Consider the following 21,741-nt stretch of genomic DNA (forward strand, 5'->3'; position numbering starts at 1 on the left):
CCTGAACCGTGTCTTTGGCAGATGCCCGTGACTAAATCAGTGGACGCGATCATTCAAGCGGGGAAGGCGCGTCAAGATCGACGTAGAGCTGCTGTGCCTCTGGGGCGGGGCCGCGTCGGTAGCCGAGGGCGATGATGCGGATGACGCGGATCGCGCGGCCTTGCGGGAAGGTGAGGACGTCGCCGGGGGTGATCTCGCGGCTGGGCCGGGTGGTGGGCATGCCGTTGACGCGGACGTGGCCGTCGTCGATCAGAGAGGCGGCAAGCGCGCGAGACTTGGTGAAGCGCGCCTGCCAGAGCCATTTGTCGAGCCTGAGTTTCGGCCCGGCATCAAGGTTTGGTTTGCCGGAGGGCCCGGCCAACCGTCAGCCCTTGTTCTTGAGTGCCATCAGGACGGCGAACGGGTTGTCGGGGTCGATCGGCTTTTCGGGGCGCGGCGGGCGGGCCTCGTAGATCGGCTTTTTCTCGGGCTGCGGTTTGCCACCCTTGTGATCGCCGCGCTCGCCCCTGTCGCCCTTGCCCTTGTGCCGCTGGCCTTCGCCGGGTTTGCCCTGCGGCTTGCCGTCGCGGTTGCGGTCGCGGCGGTCGCCTTGTGGACGGTCGCCCTGCGGGCGGTCACCTTGCGGCTTGGCCTCGCCTTCGGCTTGCGGCTTGCGTTCGGGCCGGGCCGGGCGTTCAGCATTGCGTTCGGGGCGCTGGAAGCGGGGTTTGGGCGCCCAAGTAAAGGTGTAGAACACCTCCAGTTCAGGGGCGGCGGCCTCGGCTTCGGGTTCTGGTTCGGGCGGCGGGGCGAGGATCGAGACTTCCTCGGGGATCGGCTGGCCTGCGGCGATGGCAGCGGCGGCTTCGGCGGAGATTTCCGGGGCCTTCGGAGCCTCTGCGGTCTTGACCTTGGGGCGTTCGCCCTTTTCGGCCTTGTAGCCGAGGCCGGCCATCAGATCGACGAACTGGTCAAGCGTCATGCCGGTGATCGACAGCATGTCTGGCGTGGCCTCAAAGCCGGCGCGGCTGTCCTTCTGGCGCAGGATATCGGCCAGACGTTCGAGCATGTCGATGCGGATCGCACGGGTGCCGGCGGGGTGGTAACCGGCCAGCGTGTAGTGCTGTTTCGGCACGTCGGGGATGTTCGGGATGGTCACGAGGCCCGGCGGAGGGGATTCGGGGAATTCCTGCAAGCCGTTGAACAGCGACCAGAGCACAAGGCGCAGGCGCGTGGGGGCGGGTTTCAAGAGAAGCGGCAGGAAGACGGTGAACTGGCCAAAGCGCACGCCGTGCTTGCGCAGGGCACCGCGGGCCTCTTGGTCCAGTTCCTTGACCTCGTTCGCGACGGCGTCGCGTGGCAGGACACCCATTGCCTCCGACAGGCGGAAGGCGAAGCCACGGGCGAGACCTGTGAGGGCTTCGTCGCGGCCCATCGCGAGGAGGGGCTCGAACTGGGCGGCAACCTTGCGGTCGATGAAGTGTTGCAGGCGGCGGCGGACCTTTTCGATCACTTCCGGGCCGGCCTCGTCATCGACGAAGGGCTCCACCAGGGGTTTCGCCGGTTCGGCGCCCTTGATGAGCTTGCCCACCGCATTGGTGCCCCACATGAGGCCGCCCTGTTCGGTGAAATCAAGCTCGGTGTCCGGCGCGTTGTAGAAGCGGTCGGCGCGGAGGTGGAATTCGGGCTTCAGAGCCTGGATCGCGGCCTGCGCAAGGGTGCGGGCGGCGTCGGGCGACGTGCTGGCATCCTGACGGAAACGGAACCCTTCGAGACGGCCGACGAATTCGCCTTCGACCGTGACTTCGCCCTTGTCGTTCACTTCGGCCACGAGAGCCTCCTTCTGCTTCAACCGGCGGAGGAGAACGCTCGTCCGCCGGTCAACAAATCTTTGCGTCAGGGCGGCATGGAGCGCGTCTGACAGGCGGTCTTCTACAGCGCGCGTCTCGCCCCGCCAATGGCTTTCGTCTTCAACCCAGTTTTTACGCTGCGCGATGTAGGTCCAGGTGCGGATATGTGCCAATCGGCGCGACAATGCGTCGATATCTCCCTCGGTCTTGTCGATCCGCTTGATCGAGGTTGCGAGCCAGTCGGTGGGGATGCGGCCGCCGCCAAGGCCGCGCCCGACGAGGAAATGGAAGATCCGGGTCAGAAGGGCCGCATGTTCCGGGCCGGAGGAGGAGCGGAAATCGGGGATGCGGCAGACATCCCACAAAAGCTGTACGCGTTTTGCATCGGTCAGCTTGTCATGCACCTCGGGAATCGCGGCGAGGGTTTTCAGCGCGGTGAGGTCGTCGGCGTCGCGGGCGCGGGTCAGCCATTCGTCGGAGGTGGGGTGTTCGAGGCTGCGGATCAGGCGGTCAGCGGTGCCGAACTCAAGCTGGGCGTTGCGCCAGTGGAGTTTCTTCACGGGCGAAAAGCGGTGCGATTCGATGGCCTCGATCAGGTCTTCGTCGAAGGGGCGCGCCTCGCCGGTGACGCCGAAGGTGCCGTCTTCGGTGTGGCGCCCGGCGCGTCCGGCGATCTGGGCCAGTTCCTGCGGGTAAAGCGCGCGCATCCGGCGGCCGTCGAATTTCGCGGTGGAGGAGAAGGCGACGTGGCCGATGTCGAGGTTGAGGCCCATCCCGATCGCGTCGGTGGCGACGAGGTAATCGACATCGCCGTTCTGGTAGAGGGCAACCTGCGCGTTGCGGGTGCGGGGGGAGAGCGCGCCCATGACCACGGCGCAACCGCCCTTCTGGCGACGGATAAGTTCCGCGATGGCGTAGACGTTTTCGACCGAAAACCCGACGATGGCGGAACGCGGCGGCATCCGGCTGATCTTTTTCGAGCCGGTGTAGGAGAGCGTCGAAAAGCGGTCGCGTTTCAGGAAGGTGACGTGCGGGATGAGGGCCGCGATGGCGCTGCGCATGGTGTCGGAGCCGAGGAAAAGGGTTTCGAGGAGGCCGCGGGCGCGCAAGAGACGGTCGGTGAACACGTGGCCCCGGTCGGCATCGGCGCACAGTTGGATTTCGTCGACGGCGACGAAATCGGCACCGATTTCAAGCGGCATCGCCTCAACCGTGCAAACCCAATACTGGGTGCGGTCGGGAACGATGCGTTCTTCGCCGGTGACCAGCGCCACGACGGAGGGGCCGACCTTGGCGACGATGCGGTCGTAAACCTCGCGCGCAAGCAGGCGCAGCGGCAGGCCGATGACGCCGGTGCGGTGCGCCAGCATCCGGTCGATGGCGTAATGTGTCTTGCCGGTGTTCGTCGGCCCGAGGACCGCCGTCACCCGCCGGGTGGCGTCCATCTGAATTAAAGCTCCTGCCCCTCGGCTTCGGTTTCGAGACGCTCGATGGCGTCCTTTACGCCTTCCAGGTTCGGGTGCAAGGCGAGCGCGGCCTTGTAAACCTCAAGCGCGCGTTCGGGTTTGCCCGATTCTTCGAGGATCATCCCGAGGCCTGACAAGGCGCCGAAATGCCGGGGGTTGAGGGTCAGGGTATGGGCAATGTCGGAGACCGCGGGGCCAAATTCGCCCATGTTGTAAAAGGCGGTGGCGCGGGCATTCCACGCTTCGGCAAAGTCGGGCGTCTGGTCGATGATCGCGGTGAAATGGTCGATGGCGGTCTGATTGTCACCGGCCGCCATCGCGTCGCGGCCGCGCTGCAACAGAAGATCCATCGCGGGCGAGCCGGATTTCGACCATTCGATCCAGATTTCGCTTTCGATCCGACCGGCGGCTTCCGCCTCGGCGGTTTTCAGGCGGGAAAAGAGGTCGTCAAGCTTGGCGGTGTCTTCGGCGGCAGCGACGGCGCATGTCAGCAGCAGCGGCAAGAGTGCCGCAACGATAGCATTGAGAAACCCGCGCCACACTTTCATAGTTCAATGGTAGCCGATCCGCGACGGATTGCCAGAGGCCCGAGGGTCACGAATGGGAGACAATGTATGAGCGAGATGATTGATGCAGCGGTCCGGGTGCTGAGCGCCAAGCTGTCGGGCGGCTTTGACGGTGTGGCGAAGTTCGTTATTCCGGGCGAAGGTGCGATCATGCTGGACGCCGAAGGCGTGCGCGCCGGCGATGAGGAGGCGGACGTGACGCTGACGGCTGACGCGGACGTGTTTCGCGCTATCCTTGAGGGCGACATGAACGCCACCTCGGCCTTCATGCAGGGCAAGCTGAAAGTGGATGGCAGCATGGGCATGGCGATGAAGATCGGGTCGGTTCTGGCGTGAGCGAGGCCCCCTTTTACACCGATGTGGCCGACGCGCCGCCGGGGGGCCGGACGGTCTGGGTGACGACGCGCGACGCCGTACGCCTGCGCGTGACATCCTGGGCCGGGGGGGCGAAGGGGACGGTGTTCCTGTTTCCCGGCCGCACCGAATGCATCGAGAAATATGGCCGTGCGGCGGGCGATCTGCTTGCGCGCGGCTATTCGGTGATAACGATAGACTGGCGCGGGCAGGGGCTGGCGGCCCGTGCCTTGCGCGACCCGATGAGCGGGCATGTCGATGACTTTGCCGAATATCAGGCCGACGTCGATGCGATGATCGTCGAGGCGGACCGGGCGGGACTGCCGCAGCCGCATTTCCTGATGTCGCATTCGATGGGCGGCTGCATCGGCCTGAGGTCGCTGATCCGTGGCCTGCCGTTCCGCGCGGCGGCGTTTTCCGCGCCGATGTGGGGGATTTCGATGGCGACGTGGCTGCGGCCCGTGGCCCATGTGGTCACGCATCTGTCGACGTATTTCGGCCAGCGCCACCGCTATGCGCCGGGCACCGGGCCGGTCACATATCTTGCCGAGGCGGCGTTTCAGGGCAACGTGCTGACGACCGATCCCGAGATGTGGGAGTATATGCGGGTGCAGGTGGTCAACCATCCGGAACTCGCGGTAGGCGGGCCGTCGCTGGCGTGGCTGCGCGCTGCGCTGCGGGAATGTGGCGCGCTGTCGGTGCTGCCCTCGCCGCCGGTTCCGGCCTATTGCGCGCTGGGCACGGCGGAAAAAGTGGTGGACGTGGGCCCGGTGCATCTGCGGATGGCGGGGTGGAAGCGGGCCGAACTGGACCTTTACGAGGGGGCCGAGCACGAGATCATGATGGAGGGCCCGGCGATGCGGAAACGCTTTTTCGACAAGGCGGCCGCGCTGTACGACGCGCACCGCTAGAGATCAGAACGCCTCGGGCTTGGCCTCGCGTGCCATGTGGTCGAGGACGGCGTTGACGAACTTCGGTTCCTTGCCGTCGGGGAAGAAGGCCTTGGCCACGTCGACGTATTCGTTGATCGCGACCTTGGGCGGGGTGGCCAGATCGATGATCTCGGCCCCGGCGGCGCGGAACAGGGCGCGCAGGACCGGGTCGATCCGGTCGATCGGCCAGGCGGCGATCAGGGCGCGGTCGGTCAACTGGTCGATGCGGGCCTGCCAGTTCACCGCGGCGGCGACGATGGCGCGGAAATGGTCGACGTTGCCTTCGGCAAACTCGCCCTCGTCGTAGGTGGCACCGAAGCGGTGGGTTTCAAATTCGCTCGTCACGTCCTCGACGGTCTGGCCAGAGACTTCCATCTGGAACAGCGCCTGCACGGCATAAAGCCGCGAGGCTGACTTCATCTGGCGTTTGTCGGTCTTCATGCGCGAAAGCCAATTCCCTTGCTGGACCCGGCCCATTTGCGCGAAAGGGCCACAAGGTGCAAGGCCGCCGCTGCGGCACCGCCGCCTTTGTTCTGCCCGGCGGGGTCGGCGCGAACCTCGGCTTGTGCGCGGTTCTCGACAGTGAGGATGCCGTTGCCGATGCAGGCCCCTTGCAGGCCCAGCAGGCTGAGCGCGCGAGAACTGTCGTTGCAGACAGTGTCGTAATGCGTGGTCTCGCCCCGGATCACGCAGCCAAGGGCGACGTAGCCGTCATAATCGGCCAGCCGTTCGGCAAGCGCGATGGCGGATGGCACTTCAAGCGCGCCCGGAACCTCGATCATGTCAACCTCGGCACCGGCGGCGGCACCGGTGGCGCGGGCCCCGGCGATCAGGTTGTCGGCGATGTCCTTGTAGTACGGCGCAACCACGATCAGCAATTTCACTGGCTTGTCAAAGCTGGGCAGCGGCAGTGTGTAATGGGTCTCAACGCTGGCCATCGGGTTATTCCTTGATCGGGCGGGTGCCGGCTATGGTCAGGCCGTAGCCTTCCAGCCCCACCAGTTTCGGCGCGACCGAGTTCGTGACCAGAGTGATCGCCGACAGGCCGAGCGCCGACAGGATCTGCGCGCCGATGCCGTATTGGCGCAAGGTTTGCGGCGAATGTTCGCCGTCTTCGACCATCTTCATCGTGGTGTCGCGCAAGAGCACGACCACACCGCGGCCTTCGGCGGCGATGGTGCGCATCGCGGCGGGCAGGTCACTGCCGGTTCCAAGGCCAAGCACGTCTTCCAGCGGGTTCAGCGCGTGGACGCGGACCAGCACCGGCTCGGGCGAGGTGAGGTCGCCCTTGCTGAGCACGACATGGTCGGCGCCCTGCGTGTCGTCGGTGTAGACGCGCATCAGCCAGTCGCCACCGTGGACCGAGGACACCGCCTTGACCGAACGTTCGCGCACGAGGTTGTCGTGGCGGCGGCGGTAGGCGATCAGGTCGCTGATCGTGCCGATCTTCAGGCCGTGCTTCTGGCCGAACTTGATAAGGTCGGGCAGGCGGGCCATCGTGCCATCGTCGTTCATCACTTCGCAGATCACGCCCGAGGGGTTCAGGCCGGCAAGACGGCTGACGTCAACTGCAGCCTCGGTATGGCCAGAGCGGACCAGAACGCCGCCGTCGCGGGCGCGCAGCGGGAAGATATGGCCGGGGCTGGCGATGTCGGCTGGACCTTTTGTCGGATCGGTCGCCACCGCGACGGTGCGCGCCCGGTCGGCGGCCGAAATGCCGGTGTCGATGCCTTCGACCGCCTCGATCGACAGGGTGAAGGCCGAGGAATGGCGCGAGGAATTCTTGCGGTCCATCAGCTGCAGGCCAAGCTGGTCGACCCGGTCGGCGGTGAGCGCAAGGCAGATCAGGCCTCGCCCGTGGGTAGCCATGAAGTTGATCGCATTCGGCGTGCACATCTGCGCGGGGATCACGAGATCGCCCTCGTTCTCGCGATCCTCGTGGTCCACTAGGATGAACATCCGCCCGTTGCGGGCATCTTCGATGATTTCCTCGGTCGAGGAGATGGCATCGGAATAGGAGGTGGTTTCGGTCATGGCGACAGGCTCCGCGGCGGGCATGGGCTGCCGTGTAACGCGGCGAGGCGGCAAATGCCAGAGCCGCTTGGTCTGCGGTGGCGCGCAGTCGGTGTGTGTTATGCGGCGGCGGCGGCGAGGGCTGCGAGGCAGGCCGCTTCGGCCAGCTGCTGCGACGCACCGAGGATGTCGCCGGTCTGTCCACCGATGCGGCGCTGTGCGGTGCGGGCAAGAAGGGCTGCGGTGAGGGCGGTGCCGATCAGCATGGCGATGGCGGTGCGGCCGGTAAGGACAAGGGCGATGAGGGCGGCAATGGCGGCACCGGCGGCGGCGATGGCAGGGTCCGGCGCGCCTGTGCTGTGCGACAGGCCCGAGCCGCGCGCGTTTGGCAGATGCGCCATCATGAGCGCCATCGGCGCACGGCTGAGCGCCCCGACGGCGATCAGCGCAGCCCAGTGGTGGCCGCTGGCAAGGATCGTCGTCAGCGCCGACCAGCGCGCCAGCGTGACGAGGAGGAGCGCCAGAACACCGTAGCTTCCGACGCGGCTGTCCTTCATAATCTCGAGGCGCCGTTCGCGGTTCCAGCCACCGAAGAGGCCGTCGGCGGTGTCGGAAAGGCCGTCTTCGTGCAGCCCGCCGGTGAGGCAGGCGAGGGTGGTCAGCGTGGCGGCGGCGGTCACGCCGGGTGTCAGGCCAAGCATCAGGCACAGCGAGGCTGCAAGCGCGGCCAGCGCGCCGAGGATCGCGCCGACCAGAGGCCAGGCCCAGGCCGAGGCGGCCCCACGAGGCTCGTGGTTGGGCAGGGGCAGGCGGCTGAGAAGTGCCGCCGCAGACAGAAGGTCTGGCATGAAGCGCGCCATGATGTCGCGTGCGGTCATCAAAGCGGCCCTTCCCGGCTGGCGTTTCGATCCCCCCTCAGGTAGCCCGAGGCGGAGACAGGATCAATCGGAGAGCATCATGGCGTTTCAGTCGCTGGCAGAGTTCGCGGCCCTTTTGCAGGCGCTGCCTGCACCCGACGCGGCGGCCATCGCGGCAGCCGAGGCGCGCAACGGGATGCTGACCAAGCCACCGGGCGCGCTGGGGCGGCTGGAGGCGGTGGCGATCTGGATGGCGGGCTGGCAAGGCACCGACCGGCCAAGTGCCAAGGCACCGCAGATTGTGATCTTCGCCGGAAATCATGGCGTTACCGCGCGCGGCGTGTCAGCCTTTCCGGCTGAGGTGACGGTGCAGATGGTGGCGAATTTCACTGCGGGCGGGGCGGCGATCAACCAGCTTGCGAAAGCGTTCGGGGCGCGGCTGGATGTTCACGCGCTGGATCTGGACCGGCCAACGGCGGATTTCACCGAGAAACCCGCGATGACCGAGGCCGAGGTCGTGGCGGCGCTTTTGGCCGGGTGGAACGCGGTGGACCCTGCGGCTGACCTGTTTGTCGCGGGTGAGATGGGCATCGGCAACACCACGGTTGCGGCGGCGCTTGCGGCGGCGCTTTATGGCGGCACGGGCTGGGCAGGCCGCGGCACGGGCGTCAATGACGCGGGGCTGGCGCGCAAGGAGGCTGCGGTGGCCGAAGGGGTAGCGCGCCATGCGGGCGTGCTGGGCGACCCGTTGCAGGTGCTGCGCTGCCTTGGCGGGCGCGAGATCGCGGCAATGGCCGGGGCGATTGCCCGGGCGCGGAAGGAACGGGTGCCGGTGATCCTTGACGGGTTCATCGTGTGCGCGGCGGCGGCGGTGCTGGCGAAGGCGGCACCCGGCGCGCTGGACCATTGCATCGCCGGGCATCTGAGCGCCGAGGGCGCGCATCGGCGGCTGCTGGACGCGCTGGGGCTGGAGCCGCTGTTGTCGCTGGGCTTGCGGCTGGGCGAAGGCTCTGGGGCGGCGCTGGCGATTGGTGTAGTGCAGGGCGCGGTTGCCTGCCATTCCGGCATGATGACCTTTGCCGAAGCCGGGGTGGCTGCGGGGTAGCTATTCGGCGGCGGCGGCCTTGGGGTTGGGTTCGGTGCCAGCCTCGCGGTGGCCTTCGGCGAGGTCGCCAAGAAGCGCGTCCTGAAGATCGCGGTCAAGCTGCATGGCGCGGGCGACATAGGCCTCGTTCAGATGCACGGGCTGGCCGGGCACCCAAAGCTCGGCCAGTTCGCGCAGCGCGCTGCGTTCGACCTTGTAGAAGGTCTGGCTGAGACTTGAGGCCTCGTAATCGCTGAAGCCGAGGTTTTCCAAAGCGTAGCGGCCTGCACGAATCGAACTGTCATAGGTCTCGCGGACGATGTCGTTGGCGCCTGCCTTGAACAATTCGAACACATGCACCCGGTCGCGGGCTCGGGCGACGATGTGCAGATCGGGGCGCTGCTGGCGGGCGTAGCGCACGATCCGCGTCACCCGTTCGGCATCGTCGATGGCAACCACCAGCACCTCGGCATCGGCCAGACCGGCGGCGGCCAGAAGTTCGGGGCGCGAGGGATCGCCGAAGTAGCCCTTCACGCCGAAGCGGCGCACGGCCTCGATGGCGGCGATGTCAGCATCCAGCACCACGGTCTGCACGCCAGAGGTACGCAACAGCCGGTTCACTGTCTGCCCGAAGCGGCCGATGCCGGCGATGATGACGCGGCCTTTTTCGGTGATCTCGTCGGCGGCAGCCTCCTTTGGGGCGTGGCGCGTGGCCCAACGGTCGACCCGGTCGTGCAGCAGGAACAGGAGGGGCGTGAACAGCATCGACAGGCTGATCACCAGTTGCACCATCTGGCCTGCGGCAAGCGGGATGGCACCTTCGCTGCGCGCGAAGGCGGTAAGGACGAAGCCGAACTCGCTGCCCTGCGCCAGACCAAGTGCCAGAAGCCAGCGGTCGCGGCCCTTGAGGTGGAAGAACAGCGAGATGATGAAGAGGATCGTGACCTTCACCGCAATGAGGCCGAGCGTGAAGCCAAGCACGGTGAACGGCGCATCGGCCAGAAGGCGGAAGTTCACGTTGACGCCGACCGTCATGAAGAAGAGGCCCAGCAGTAGCCCCTTGAACGGCGCGATGTCAGCCTCGATCTGGTGGCGGAATTCGGAGTTGGCCAGCACGACGCCGGCGACGAAGGTTCCAAGCGCGGGCGAAAGGCCGACCAGCACCATCAGGAAGGCGATGCAGATGACGATCAGAAGCGAGATGAAGGTCGACATTTCCGGCAGGCGCGAGGCGTGGACAAAGCGGAACACCGGGCGGGTCAGGAAGTTGCCGGCTAGGATGATGCCGGCCACCACCGAGAGGGTGAGGAGCGTGGCGGCCCAGCCCGGCAGCGATTGCACCAGCGAGATCAACGGTTCGGCGGCACCCTCGACCGTTTGGACCTCGGCGTTGGTGGGGTTGTTCACGCCGAACATGGATAGCAACGGGCCGTCCGCCGCCGCAAGCGTGAGGATCGGGATCACGGCCAGCATCAGCACCATCGCCACGTCCTGAAAGAGCAGCGTGGCGAAACTGGCGCGGCCGCCGGGTGTGCGCATAAGGTTCCGTTCGTCCAGCGTCTGGATCACGATCGCGGTGGAGGAGAGCGACAGGATCATGCCAAGCGTCAGGGCAACCTGCCAGGCATACCCAAGCCAGGCCATCGCCGCCGCGATGGCGGTCATCGTCAAAAGCACCTGGCTGCCGCCAAGGCCCAGAAGCTTGGCCCGCATATCCCAGACCGTGCGGGGCTGCAGTTCCAGACCGATCAGGAACAGCATCATCACGACGCCGAATTCGGCGACATGCTGCAGGTCGTGGGTTTCCGCACCGGCAAGCCCAAGGACCGGGCCAAGCAGGATGCCAGCCCCAAGGTAGCCGATCACCGACCCAAGCCCCGCGCGCACCGCAAGCGGCACGATCACCACTGCGGCGCCAAGGTAGAGGCTGGCAAGGAAGAGGGCGCTTTCCATCAAGGGTCCGTTCTGGCGGGTCGGTCGGGTCCGGCGCCCCCGCAAGGCGGGTTCACAGGCGGCAAAAGGTCCGTCCCGATGCCCGTGGCGGACCGCAGGCATTACGATTGCGCGCATGTCCTCGATGGGCAAGCGGTGATCGTGCCGGGACGGTCAAAACTGTGGCATTTCGGGAAAGTCTTGCGCCCGGTACCGGGCCGTAGAGGCGGATCAGGCCTTCGGCATCTTCAGCGCGATGAGCTTGCCGCCCTTTTGGTAGCGCACTTCGTTGTCGGTGATCGCCTGCACGGTGCCGCCGTCGATCTGGTCACCGACCTTGACCTTCTTGTAGCGCCCGTTCGCCTGCCGGACCAGCGCGTGACGCTTGGACTGCGAGCCGTAGACGCCGATCAGGTTCATCTTCGACAGGTTGATTGCGTTGGCGTAGGTCGCCTGCTTTGCCACGTTCGCCTTGGTCGGAATCCGAGGCGCGGCGGAGGCAACCTCGGGTTCGTTCATTTCGTCGATTTCTTCGGGCTTCGCCTCGGGCGGCGGCGCGGCGGCGGCCACTTCTTGCGGGGCGGGTTCGCGCACGGCGGCGGCAACGGCGGCCTCGACAGCGCGCGACATGTCGGCGGGGCGCAGGGCCGGGCGGCGCGAGATCGCGACGATCGACGGGTTTTCTGCCTCGCTCGCAGCGGCGGCGGCGAGTGTGGCTTCGTTCTGCGCGGTCAGCGAGGCGGCTTGTGCGCCAAGGTCGGCCGGTTCGGCGCTGGACTGCGGCTGTGCGGCGGCGGCGGCAAGGACGGTGGCGGGGCGGGCCAGCGGGCGCAGCCCGGCGAATTCGGCGGCAATGGCGGCGTTCAGCGCGGCATCATCCTGCGTCTTGGTGGCAGGCACCAGATTTTCGGGCCGGGGCTGCGGGCGGAAGCCCTGCAGGGCGGGGTCGGCGGGAGCGGGTGCCACGGCTGCGGCAGGATCGACGCCAGCTGCAGGGACGGCAGCATCCGGCGAGGGGGCAGAAACGGCAGTTGCCGCCGAAGCGGCGGCACGGGCAACCTCGCTGCGCGAGGGCGGCAGAAGCGGGGGTTTGCCGGCGATCAGCATGACACCATCGGGGCTGAGGATGCCGTCCGGCGTCGGCATCAACAGCCCTTGCGCATCGAACCGGTAGACGGTGCCAAAGGCCGGCGGCGGCATCGGCGCATCGGGCGGCGTATCGGCGCGGGTCGCGGGGGCGGGCAGGGCCAGCGCATCAAGCGCGGGGGGCGGCGCGTCCATCGCGGCAAGGAAGATCTCGTCCTGATCTTCGGCGAGGGCGGAGACGGCGGCGACATCGGTGGAAAGCGCGGTGTCGGGGGCGGGTTCTGGTGCGGGTTCTGCGGCCGCGACGGGTTCGGCCGCAGGCGCAGGGGCGGCGGCCACATCCTCGATCGCGGTGGCGGGGTCTGTCACGGCGACCGCTTCGGGAGCTGCCGCTTCGACCGGCGCGGTGCCGTCTCCGATCTGGGACTGTGCTTCAACGCTGCCGCTGCCTTCGGCTTCGGGAAGCGGGTCCAATCCCGCTTCGGGATCCTGCATGTCGGCCAGCATCTCGTCTTCGATGCCGGGGGCGGTGTCAGGAAGCGTGGCGTCGACCGTGGCGGTGCCCGACGCGGACTGTTCGACCGACGACAGGTAGAAAGACGACCACGCCGCAACCAGTGCGAGGAAAAGCAGCAACAGACCGGTCAGGATCAGCCCTAGAAACCGCGGGCGACCGCGCTGCGGTTTGGTGCCGAACGTGCCTCCCGGTTTGGTCAGAGTCCTTGCGCCCGGCACTGCGGGGCGGTTTTGGGCGATTCCGCCAGGTTCGGGCGGCGGCGCGCCCTTGCCCTTTGGCTTGCGGGTACCCGGAAGGGTGGGTGCGGTGATCGGGCCGAGCTGAGGCTTGGTCGCGCCGGGGCGCACCGGTCCTGCCGGAAGCGGCTTTGCGCCGGTCAGGGGGGCGCCGGGTGCGAGCACCGCAGGGGTGGCCGAGGCGAGCGGCGGCAGCTCTTCGACCGGTTTGCCGAAGACGTTGGGCGCAGTCGCTGCAGCGGCGGCATTGGCGGCGGCGCGGCGGCTGGCAAAGGCCACCATCGCAGCGGTCGAGGGTGCGGGCGGCAGTTCGTCGTCGTCGGGAAGTGCCGCGGCCTTGCCGAATTCGCCGTCTTCCGCCGCATCGGGGAACAGGCCACTGTCAGTGACATGGGCAAACGGCGCTTCGTCCGGATCGGCCTGAGCTTCCGCCTTGAGTTCGGCTGCCGCAGGCATGGGTTCAGGAACGCGGCGGGCAAGCACCGCCTCTTCGGCGGCGAGCAGCACTTCGAATTCCGGCTGATCGACGCTGGCGTCGGCAAAGTCTGGCTCGTCGTGACGGGCCGGTATGGGCACCGAAGGCGGAAGGTCTGCAGACATCGCCTCTTCCAGGCCCGGAAGCGGTTCGTCGCTTTCGGCGGGCGCGGCGGACGACGGTTCGGGATCCGGGGCGGGTGCTTCGGCGGCCGGGTGCTCCGGCAGGGGTTCGGTCTTTGGCAGGTCGCGGTGCAGCACGGCGATCGGTTCGCGGTCGCGGTCCACCGCCTCGCCGGGGGCGAGGATGGTGTCGGCGACGCTGGTCGGACCGAACCACGGTTCACCGACAAAGGCGCCGGGGTCTGGTACGGCGACGAAGGACACCGGGTTGAAGCGGTGCTGGGTCGCGAAGGCTTCGGCCTCGTCCAGCGTTTCGCGGGCGACTACGGCAACCTTGACCGTGGTTCCCTTGCCCGACCAGTCGAACACCAGATCTTCGACCGGGTAGGGTGTGCGCCCTTCCAGCCCGGTCATGATCTGCTTGCGCTTTTCCTCGCGGCTGGGGCCGGGCGCGTTGATTTCGGTGTAGAGGATCTGGCCGTTCGGGATGACGATCTTGGTCGAAATGCCGGTGGGCGACAGGCCAAGCGCCGTCTTGCGCAGGTAATCCAGCGCTTCGGTCAGGTCGGGGGCATCAAAGGCGACATCGCCGATGGCGAGCCAACCTTTGGGAGCGCGGTGCAACAGACCAATTTTATCACTGGTCAGATCAAGGGCGAATTTCGGTTTCATGCAGCGGGTCTAGCACAGTATGGGAAATGGCGGGAACGTGCTCCGGCCGGTTGGCAACTACCTACAGCAGCTTTTCGCCGAAAGAAAGAAAAACGGCCAAGGATTGCATTGCGGGCCGCGTCATAGCTGTGAAATGTCGCGACAAACCAAGGAGAAACCCATGCGTGCGCTTTCCGCCCTTCTGCTTTCGGTGGCTCTTGCCGCCCCGCTGTCCGCCCCTGTCTTCGCGCAGGATGCCCCCGCGCCGATGATCACGGTCACCGGCGAAGGCGTGGTCGAGGCCGCGCCCGACATCGCAACGCTGACGATCGGTGTCACCACGCAGGGCGACACGGCGGCTGCGGCGCTGGCCGCCAATTCCGCGGCGCTGGACGCGGTGCTGGCCCGGCTGAAGGCGGCGGGGATCGAGCCGCGTGACATGCAGACCTCTAACCTGTCGCTGAATCCGAACTGGACCGGGTATGACACGGCGGCACCGAAGATCTCGGGCTTTGTCGCGTCGAACATGCTGACGGTTCGGGTGCGGGCGCTGGACAGCCTTGGCGCGGTGCTGGATGCGTCGGTCGCGGATGGGGCGAATACGCTGAACGGGCTGACCTTCGGGCTGGCCAACCCTGATCCGGTGCTGGACGAGGCCCGCAAGGAGGCCGTCGCCAATGCCCGCGCCAAGGCCGAACTTCTGGCCGAGGCGGCGGGGGTGAAGCTGGGCAAGGTCGTGTCGATCAGCGAAACCGCAGGCTACCAGCCGCCGATGCCGATGTTCCGGCAGGACGCGGCATCCGCAGCGCCGCCGGTGCAGGGTGGCGAGCTTGGCATGACGGCCACGGTGACGATCTTCTATTCCATCGCGGAATGACCTGAGCGGCATCTTGCCGAAGCGGCGGAATTCGCAGCAGTTCCGCCGTTTCGGCCCGATTTTGCCCAAGTTCCCCTGCAAGGTCCGCCACAACGGCAAGGTGCAGGGAGCAGATCAATGGCGCGCGGTCCGATCAGTCTGGTGATCGTCGGGGGGATTGCCCTGGCCGCAGTGGCCGTGGTTGCGGGTGGGCAGGGGCTGCTGGAACGCGTGCTCCCTGCATCTGCAATGGCGGCAATCGGGTCTTTCGGGCTGGGAGGTGGCAGTGTCGGCTTTGCCCCAAAAGGCACCGGTGAGTTCGCGTCGGACTACCTATTTGATACCACCGATGGCATGGAGGCGCGCGGGCCGATTGCAGCGCGCATCGGCAACGAGGCGGTGTTCATCAAGGATGTGATCACTGGCTACACCACGGCGGTCGGCGGGGCGATCCCGGCTGAAATCACCACAATCCGCCCGATCCTCGGGTGCAACCCGACCCCGCCGAAACCCGGAACCGCCGTCGGCCATGTCGCCGCTGGGAGAAGCGGGCTGGACCTTGCGCTGTCTACCTACAACGACACGCATCTGGCTGCCGAGGTGCAGACCTTCGTGAACGTCTACCGCGAGACCGGTGCTGCCAATCCGTCCATCGGTCACGGGCCGGCCTACGAGGCCTATGACGTGGCCGTCACCGAACGACGCGAACCGGTCTACCTTGTGCTGGAAGCGGCAGGCGGCAACCGGATCTGGAACATCCATCAGGCCGAAGGGGTGCGGATCGAGCGGGTCATCCTTCTGGGTGGCGATCAGGCCGGGGTGGCCAACCTTGACCCGGTCGTGCCGGTGGAGGTGATCCTGTCCTCCGGGCTGGCCGAATGTGGCGTGCAGCCGGCCTATCCGTTTAACGAAGGCCATCTTTTCTACCAGTCGGTCGCGAACGGCGCCATCTCGCCAGAAGACGCGGAGGCCCGGTTGGGGCTGCTGGATGCCGCCATCGCGACCTATGACGACTGGTTTCGCAAGACCTTTGGCGTAAGCTCGGTCGACAGCCGGATCGGGTGGGATGCGGGCGCCATGTCGGTGATCGGCCCTGTGCCGGGCGAAGCGGACCCCAAGGCAGCCTATGCGCCGTTGACCGGCGCAAAAATCCGCACGACGCAGGATACGTTCTTTGAAATCCGCGGTCAGGTGGCGGAAGGGGCGGACTTCGCCTCGCGGGTGGTCGCCATTGCGACGGCCTTTGCCTACGGCGACATCAAGACCCTGCGGCAGGGAGTGGAGTTCTGATGCTGAAACTGGTGATCGGGCTTGGTGCGCTGTTGATGCTGGTGGGTTTCGGCGCGGCGGGCTGGCAGTATGTGCAGACGCTGCCGCCCGCCGAGGTTGCGGCGGATGGTGCTGCCGAGGTTGGCGGGCTGGGCACGCCGGGGCAGAACTGGATGATCTCGCGCAGCGGCGGTCTGGTGGCGGGTGACGACGTGGCGGCCTATCTGGTTCAGGACCGCTTCGTGGAACGCCGGACCGTGGTCATCACCCAGCGCGCGGCGTTGGAAAGCCTGCTGTCGGATGGCGAGAAACTGCCCGAAGCGCCCTATGTTCAGGTGCTGGCCGATATCCGCGCGCCGAAGGTCGCCGCCGGGGCTTGCGCCGCGCTGCAAGAGGAACTGGCGCAGGATTGTGCGGTGCATTCGGCCCGCGTGGTGGACGGCAGCGTCGACCGCGCGACCGGAACCGCGCAGTTTCGCATCGAGCTTGCCTTCACCCTGAAGCCAAGCGAGGCAGCTTTGCCTGACCTTTCGGCGCGTGCTTTCGGGACCGAGATGGTGACGCTGGCGGTCGAGCCGGGGCAGGACGGGGCGGCCACGGTGCCCGACGTGATCCGATCGACCGTGTCTGCGGCCAATGCGGCCTGCGCGGCACAACGGCGCAGCGAAGGTTGCCGCGTGATGCGGATGAACCTTGTCTGGGAAGGCGACGGCGCGGGGGCTTTGCAAGCCGAGATCGGCTCGCTGTCGCCTTTGCCGAAAGGCATGTTCCCCGCGCCGCCGTTGGGCTGATCTGTCAGGCGGTGGCCTTGTCCAGCGCCTGATGAAGGTCGGCGATGATGTCTTCCACATTCTCGATCCCGATCGAGACGCGGACCATGTCGGGGGCGGCACCGGCCTTGACCTGCGCCTCTTCCGAAAGCTGACGGTGTGTGGTGGAAGCCGGGTGGATGATCAGCGACCGGGTGTCACCGAGGTTGGCGACGTGGCTGAAGAGCTTGAGGTTGTCGATCAGCTTGACGCAGGCCGCATAGCCACCCTTGACGCGGAAGGTGAAAAGGCCGCCGGCGCCTTTCGGCACGATCATCTTGGCAAGGTTGTGGTAGGCCGAGGATTTGAGGCCGGGGTAGGTGACCTCTTCGACCCGCGGGTCGCTTTCCAGCCATTCGGCAACGGCCTGGGCGTTTTCGACATGGCGCTGCATTCTGAGGGCGAGCGTTTCGATCCCCATCAGGGTGTAATGCGCGCCTTGCGGGTTCATCGTCATGCCAAGGTCACGCAGGCCCACGGCGATGGAGTGGAAGGTAAACGCCATCGCGCCCAGGGCGGCGTGGAAGGTGAGGCCGTGGTAGGCCGGTTCCGGCTGGCTGAGCGAGGGGAATTTGTCGGAGGCCGACCAGTCGAATTTCCCCGAGTCGATCACGATGCCGCCGGTGACTGTGCCGTTGCCGGTAAGGTATTTGGTGGCCGAATGGACGACGAGCGTCGCGCCGTGTTCGATCGGGCGGCAGAGGTAGGGCGTCGCGGTGGTGTTGTCGACGATCAGCGGAATGCCGGCGTGGTTTGCGACGCGGGCGATGGCATCAAGGTCGGAAATGGCACCACCGGGGTTGCAGATGGTTTCGCAGAAAAGCGCGCGGGTGTTGTCGTCGATCGCGGCGGCGATGGCCTTGGGGTCATCGAAGTCGACGAACTTGGCCGACCAGCCGAACTTGCGGATGGTGTTGGAAAACTGCTGGATCGTGCCGCCGTAAAGCCGGGTGGAGGCGACGACGTTGCAGCCGGGCTGCATCAGCGGAAAAAGCGCCATGATCTGCGCCGCGTGGCCCGACGAGCAGGCGATGCCGCCCGCGCCGCCTTCCAGCGCGGTGACGCGGTTGGCGAGGGCGGAGACGGTGGGGTTCGTGAGGCGGGAGTAGATGTAGCCGACCTCTTGCAGATTGAAGAGCTTGGCGGCGTGGTCGGCGTCGCGGAAGACGTAGGCGGTGGTCTGGTAGATCGGCACCTGCCGGGCGCCGGTCGCGGGGTCGGGGGCGGTGCCTGCGTGGATGGCGAGGGTGTCAAAGCCCATAGGTCTGTCGGTCATGCTGTCCTCCCTAGGAATCTGGCGCGAGGGTAGGGGAGGACGGCTGCCACTGCAACGGTGATGTCCCATCGTGGGACACTTGGGCCAATATAGGAAAATCAATGGCTTGCGCGTTGCGATTTACGGAATTTTCATCTTTGCCGGACGCGAATGGTGGAAAAACGGTTGCAGTGGCAGCGCGGCCGTAGGCGAGGGTCGTCGGGGAGCGCGCGCCGACAGTGCAGGCGAGGCCAACCTTCCCTTGGATGGGGCGACGCGTTCGTTGAGTGCGAAGCCAACCTTGATTAATCTGCCCGAGTTGCAGCATCATGATGCTGAGTTCCTTTTTGTGAGCGAGCCGAGCCATCGGCCTTGAGGAAAGGGCAGGAACCCGTGACAACGCATGAGGGTGGCTGCCTGTGCGGCAGACTTCGGTACACGACGCTTGCGCCACCGGTCCGGGTGACTGTGTGTCACTGCCGGTTCTGCCAAAGGGCGACCGGATCAGCCTATATGGTTGAACCGATCTTTGCTGCCAGTGACTTCGTCGTTCTTTCCGGGACGCCGACCGTCTTCGATCAGGTTTCCAAAGGTTCGGGAAAATTGGTGCATGTACATTTTTGCGCGGACTGCGGCACCAAGCTGTGGCTCAGCTTCGAGCGGTTTTCGGATGCGGTCGGTGTCTATGCTGGCACATTCGACGATCCGTGCTGGTTCCCGATGGATCCGGCGACGTCAAAGCACATCTTTCTTGGCGTGGCGCGCACGGACACTGTCATCCCGCCGGGCGTCGCGACCTTTGTCGAGCATGCCGTTGCAAATGACGGCACCCCCCAAACGGCGACCGTCTTTGAGACCTGTCGGCAGATCGGGTGAACGGTTGGTTTCAAACGCCGTTGGGTCGGTGTCGCGGCCGTTCAAGCCATTGGTGCATTGCCCGGAAAACCACGGCAGGAACGCGCCATGAAGTATGAGATATTCCTCGCCCTTGTGGGCTTTGCCTTCGTCACCTCGGTCACACCGGGGCCGAACAACATGATGTTGTTGGCAAGTGGGGTGAATTTCGGGCTTAGGCGGACGGTGCCGCATATGCTGGGGATCAGCGTCGGGCATTCGCTGATGGTGTTTCTGGTGGGTCTTGGAGTGGCGGGGTTGTTCAAGGCTTGGCCGCCCGCGCTGGTGGTGTTGAAGGTGGTGTCGGTGGCTTACATGCTGTGGCTGGCGTGGAAGATTGCCAATGCGGCGGCGCCGGGTGCGGGGCGCGAGGGGGCGCGGCCGATGACGTTCCTGCAGGCGGCAGCGTTTCAGTGGGTGAACCCTAAGGCATGGGCGATGGCGCTGGGCGCGGTGGCGGCCTATGTGCCGGAGCCGTCGGTCTGGGCCTATGCGGCGGTGGCGGTGGCGTTCGCTATGGTCAACCTGCCGTCGGTTTCGGTCTGGGCGGCGGCGGGGCAGGTGGTGCGGCGCTGGTTGCAGCATCCCGGTCGCCTGCGGGCGTTCAACTGGGGGATGGCGGGGCTGTTGGTGCTGTCGCTTTGGCCTGTGGTGACGCTGAAGATGTGAGCGCGTCAGCGCAGCCAGAGGTTTTCGCGTTTAAGGGTGTTGCGGATGACCTGTTCGCGGGGGGGCAGGTTGTCCCGGTCAAACAGCGCCCGGGCCTTGCGGCCCTTGTTTTGGTAAACGAGGGTCTTCATCGCCTCCCAGTCGCGCAGGGTGGGGCGGAGCGCCTTGTCGCGGGCGACCTCCTCCAAGACGGCGACGGCGCGGTCGCTTTCGCGGGCGTAAAGGAGCGAAAGCGAGCGGTAGTGGCAGGTGGCGGTGCCGTCGAGGGGCGCAAGGTCGGGGCCGGGGCGGCTGCCGCCAAAGGACTGGATGACCAACGGCAGGGCGATCTGGTCGAGCCAGGGGTAAAGTTCCTGACAGACGAGTTCCTCGGGCGGGTTGTCGCGGATGGATTTGGCATAGGCGAGGTAGCGGTTGCCGAAGGCGCGCGGGCTTTGGTGGAAGAACCAGCCGGCGTTGAAATAGAGGTGGCGCTGCCAGTATTCGGACGGCTGGGTGAGGTCGAGCGAGGCCGCGTAATCGACGCCGAAGCGGTCGTAAAGCGATTTCCAGGTTTGCGCGTAGGTGGGGCCGTAAAGCTCGATCTTCGGCCAGGTGCCTTCGCGTTTCATCGAGGCGGAGGGGTGGGCGAAATCGAACGGGATCGCGGATAGGGGGCCGGTGATCAGGGTGTCGGTGTCGAGGAACAGGAAGGGGTCGTCGGGCAGGGCGGCCAGCGCCTCGATCTTGTTGCCGTGGGGGTAGGAGGCGCCGAAGGCGACGCTGTCGAAGGGCAGGATCGTGGCGCCGAGGGATTCGAGAAGGGCGCGGGTCTTGGGCGCGATGCGGGGGTCTTGCGGCCATTTCGGCCCCTGCTGCGGTTCGGCGATGTAAAGCGTGCCGGTGAAGCCGGGGTCGGAGTGGCGAAGGGATGCCGCGAGAAGGATCGCCTCATGTTCCAGCCGGCCGGATTGGGCGACGGCGAGGATGTTGAAGCCGGTCATTTTGCCGGGGTGAAGCGCAGGGAAAGGCAGGACATGCCGCCATCAAGTTTCGCGCATTCGGAGTTGCCGATTTCCACCACGCGGTAGCCGGCGCGTTCGACGGCGGCGCGGGTGCCGGGGAAGCCTGCGGCCATGATCACGACGTGGTTGAAGCGGATGGCGTTGGCGGCGGCCTCTTCGCCGGGGGCGGTGTGGACGACGAAGTAGTCATCGAAACAGCCTGAGTCCGCGAGTCGCGGGGTTGATAGGACGGTTTTCGCGTCAAGGAGCGAGCAGTCGGTCTTGAAGTGGAGGACACCGGGGGGTGTGTGAACCTCGCGCACCGGTTTGCCCCAACTGGCGACGAGGCGGGTGAGTTCGGCGATGCCGTCGGCGTTGGTGCGGGCGGAGCGGCCGACGAGGATTTCCGTGCCGGTCACGAGGATATCGCCGCCTTCGATGAAGCTCGTCGCGCCTTCGATGCGGCGGATGTCGGCGTAAAGTGCGGCGAGGTGGGGCGCCATCTCAGCGGCCTCGCCCAAGCGTGATGGTGCGCCCGGGCGCATGATGACGGCACCTTGCGGCAGGCAGAGGGCGGTGTCTTCGACGAAGACGCTGTCGGGATAGGCGTCGAGCGCGTCAAGCTCGATCACCGTGGCGCCGGTGGCGCGGAGGGCTGTGATGTAGGCGGCGTGGTGGGCCTGCATCAGCGCAAGGTCGGGGGTACCAATATCGACGGCGCGGAGGCCGGCGGTGATCGAAGGCGCGGGGCGGCGGGTGATGGCGTGGGTGAAATGGGTGGAGGCGTCAGTGGACATGGGTCAGGTTCCGGGAAGGTTTGGGCGATGGTGTCGCATCCTGCGGGAAGGGGCGCAAGTGGTGGAGCTTGCCGATCAGGGCTGGCGGG

Annotated in this window: 20 protein-coding genes; 8 read left to right on the forward strand and 12 right to left on the reverse strand. The window is 66.4% G+C overall.

What is annotated here, in order from left to right; translation table 11 throughout:
• Nucleotides 1-49: 49 nt before the first annotated feature.
• The 3 genes from ACROUL_RS06890 to ACROUL_RS06900 are packed head-to-tail and all read right to left on the reverse strand — an operon-like array spanning nucleotide 50 to nucleotide 3,843.
• Nucleotides 50-361: an RNA-binding S4 domain-containing protein gene (locus tag ACROUL_RS06890; RefSeq protein ID WP_431298778.1), complete on the reverse strand. Its 312-nt coding sequence runs from the start codon at nucleotides 359-361 to the stop codon at nucleotides 50-52.
• 3 nt (nucleotides 362-364) lie between these two features.
• Nucleotides 365-3,274 carry a helicase-related protein gene (locus ACROUL_RS06895; protein ID WP_431298779.1) on the reverse strand — a complete coding sequence of 970 codons (2,910 nt, stop codon included), beginning with the start codon at nucleotides 3,272-3,274 and terminating at the stop codon, nucleotides 365-367.
• A gap of 5 nt (nucleotides 3,275-3,279) precedes the next feature.
• On the reverse strand, nucleotides 3,280-3,843 hold the full coding sequence (locus ACROUL_RS06900; protein ID WP_431298780.1) for a tetratricopeptide repeat protein: 564 nt from the start codon (nucleotides 3,841-3,843) through the stop codon (nucleotides 3,280-3,282).
• A gap of 66 nt (nucleotides 3,844-3,909) precedes the next feature.
• Between ACROUL_RS06900 and ACROUL_RS06905 the strand changes: the two genes are divergently transcribed.
• Both ACROUL_RS06905 and ACROUL_RS06910 read left to right on the forward strand, forming a co-directional pair.
• Nucleotides 3,910-4,197: an SCP2 sterol-binding domain-containing protein gene (locus tag ACROUL_RS06905; protein ID WP_431298781.1), complete on the forward strand. Its 288-nt coding sequence runs from the start codon at nucleotides 3,910-3,912 to the stop codon at nucleotides 4,195-4,197.
• Nucleotides 4,194-5,126 (forward strand): alpha/beta fold hydrolase, encoded by a 933-nt coding sequence (locus ACROUL_RS06910; protein ID WP_431298782.1) that lies wholly within the window; start codon nucleotides 4,194-4,196, stop codon nucleotides 5,124-5,126. The genes ACROUL_RS06905 and ACROUL_RS06910 overlap by 4 nt, the downstream gene beginning before the upstream one ends.
• A gap of 3 nt (nucleotides 5,127-5,129) precedes the next feature.
• Here ACROUL_RS06910 and nusB read toward each other — a convergent pair whose 3' ends face one another.
• The 4 genes from nusB to cobS all read right to left on the reverse strand — a co-directional run bounded on the left by nusB (nucleotide 5,130) and on the right by cobS (nucleotide 8,038).
• A complete protein-coding gene (gene nusB / locus ACROUL_RS06915) occupies nucleotides 5,130-5,588 on the reverse strand; it encodes a transcription antitermination factor NusB (RefSeq protein WP_431298783.1) in 459 nt (152 codons plus the stop codon).
• Nucleotides 5,585-6,085 (reverse strand): 6,7-dimethyl-8-ribityllumazine synthase, encoded by a 501-nt coding sequence (locus tag ACROUL_RS06920; protein WP_431298784.1) that lies wholly within the window; start codon nucleotides 6,083-6,085, stop codon nucleotides 5,585-5,587. The genes nusB and ACROUL_RS06920 overlap by 4 nt, the downstream gene beginning before the upstream one ends.
• Nucleotides 6,086-6,089: 4 nt before the next feature.
• The gene (gene ribB / locus ACROUL_RS06925; protein ID WP_431298785.1) at nucleotides 6,090-7,181 is read right to left on the reverse strand and encodes a 3,4-dihydroxy-2-butanone-4-phosphate synthase; all 1,092 of its coding nucleotides are present in this window, start codon (nucleotides 7,179-7,181) and stop codon (nucleotides 6,090-6,092) included.
• Between the two features lie 98 nt (nucleotides 7,182-7,279).
• Nucleotides 7,280-8,038 (reverse strand): adenosylcobinamide-GDP ribazoletransferase, encoded by a 759-nt coding sequence (gene cobS / locus ACROUL_RS06930; protein ID WP_431298786.1) that lies wholly within the window; start codon nucleotides 8,036-8,038, stop codon nucleotides 7,280-7,282.
• Nucleotides 8,039-8,117: 79 nt separating this feature from the next.
• On the opposite strand from cobS, the gene cobT reads away from it, so the two are divergent.
• Nucleotides 8,118-9,122 (forward strand): nicotinate-nucleotide--dimethylbenzimidazole phosphoribosyltransferase, encoded by a 1,005-nt coding sequence (gene cobT / locus ACROUL_RS06935; protein ID WP_431298787.1) that lies wholly within the window; start codon nucleotides 8,118-8,120, stop codon nucleotides 9,120-9,122.
• On the opposite strand, the gene ACROUL_RS06940 is transcribed toward cobT, so the two are convergent.
• Together ACROUL_RS06940 and ACROUL_RS06945 are read right to left on the reverse strand one after the other, a co-directional pair.
• Nucleotides 9,123-11,054 carry a cation:proton antiporter gene (locus ACROUL_RS06940; RefSeq protein ID WP_431298788.1) on the reverse strand — a complete coding sequence of 644 codons (1,932 nt, stop codon included), beginning with the start codon at nucleotides 11,052-11,054 and terminating at the stop codon, nucleotides 9,123-9,125.
• A gap of 210 nt (nucleotides 11,055-11,264) precedes the next feature.
• Entirely contained in the window at nucleotides 11,265-14,141 is a 2,877-nt protein-coding gene (locus tag ACROUL_RS06945; RefSeq protein ID WP_431298789.1) for a translation initiation factor 2, read from the reverse strand.
• 160 nt (nucleotides 14,142-14,301) lie between these two features.
• Between ACROUL_RS06945 and ACROUL_RS06950 the strand changes: the two genes are divergently transcribed.
• The 3 genes from ACROUL_RS06950 to ACROUL_RS06960 all read left to right on the forward strand — a co-directional run bounded on the left by ACROUL_RS06950 (nucleotide 14,302) and on the right by ACROUL_RS06960 (nucleotide 17,036).
• Entirely contained in the window at nucleotides 14,302-14,997 is a 696-nt protein-coding gene (locus ACROUL_RS06950) for an SIMPL domain-containing protein (protein WP_431298790.1), read from the forward strand.
• A 117-nt stretch (nucleotides 14,998-15,114) separates the two neighbouring features.
• A complete protein-coding gene (locus tag ACROUL_RS06955) occupies nucleotides 15,115-16,266 on the forward strand; it encodes a hypothetical protein (protein WP_431298791.1) in 1,152 nt (383 codons plus the stop codon).
• Nucleotides 16,266-17,036, forward strand: a complete 771-nt coding sequence (locus tag ACROUL_RS06960; protein WP_431298792.1) for a hypothetical protein — start codon at nucleotides 16,266-16,268, stop codon at nucleotides 17,034-17,036. Before ACROUL_RS06955 ends, ACROUL_RS06960 begins: the two co-directional genes overlap by 1 nt.
• Nucleotides 17,037-17,040: 4 nt before the next feature.
• Here ACROUL_RS06960 and ACROUL_RS06965 read toward each other — a convergent pair whose 3' ends face one another.
• On the reverse strand, nucleotides 17,041-18,330 hold the full coding sequence (locus tag ACROUL_RS06965; protein WP_431298793.1) for an O-acetylhomoserine aminocarboxypropyltransferase/cysteine synthase family protein: 1,290 nt from the start codon (nucleotides 18,328-18,330) through the stop codon (nucleotides 17,041-17,043).
• 447 nt (nucleotides 18,331-18,777) lie between these two features.
• Between ACROUL_RS06965 and ACROUL_RS06970 the strand changes: the two genes are divergently transcribed.
• Both ACROUL_RS06970 and ACROUL_RS06975 read left to right on the forward strand, forming a co-directional pair.
• Nucleotides 18,778-19,185 carry a GFA family protein gene (locus ACROUL_RS06970; protein WP_431301257.1) on the forward strand — a complete coding sequence of 136 codons (408 nt, stop codon included), beginning with the start codon at nucleotides 18,778-18,780 and terminating at the stop codon, nucleotides 19,183-19,185.
• A gap of 87 nt (nucleotides 19,186-19,272) precedes the next feature.
• Nucleotides 19,273-19,872, forward strand: a complete 600-nt coding sequence (locus ACROUL_RS06975; protein ID WP_431298794.1) for a LysE family translocator — start codon at nucleotides 19,273-19,275, stop codon at nucleotides 19,870-19,872.
• Between the two features lie 5 nt (nucleotides 19,873-19,877).
• Here the strand turns inward: ACROUL_RS06975 and ACROUL_RS06980 are convergent, their stop codons facing one another.
• Both ACROUL_RS06980 and ACROUL_RS06985 read right to left on the reverse strand, forming a co-directional pair.
• Nucleotides 19,878-20,855, reverse strand: coding sequence for a hypothetical protein (locus ACROUL_RS06980; RefSeq protein ID WP_431298795.1), 978 nt, complete (start codon nucleotides 20,853-20,855; stop codon nucleotides 19,878-19,880).
• Entirely contained in the window at nucleotides 20,852-21,652 is an 801-nt protein-coding gene (locus tag ACROUL_RS06985; RefSeq protein ID WP_431298796.1) for a dimethylarginine dimethylaminohydrolase family protein, read from the reverse strand. The genes ACROUL_RS06980 and ACROUL_RS06985 overlap by 4 nt, the downstream gene beginning before the upstream one ends.
• Between the last annotated feature and the right edge of the window lie 89 nt (nucleotides 21,653-21,741).

Source organism: Tabrizicola sp. BL-A-41-H6 (assembly GCF_050632395.1).
Lineage (GTDB): Bacteria > Pseudomonadota > Alphaproteobacteria > Rhodobacterales > Rhodobacteraceae > JAUYQR01.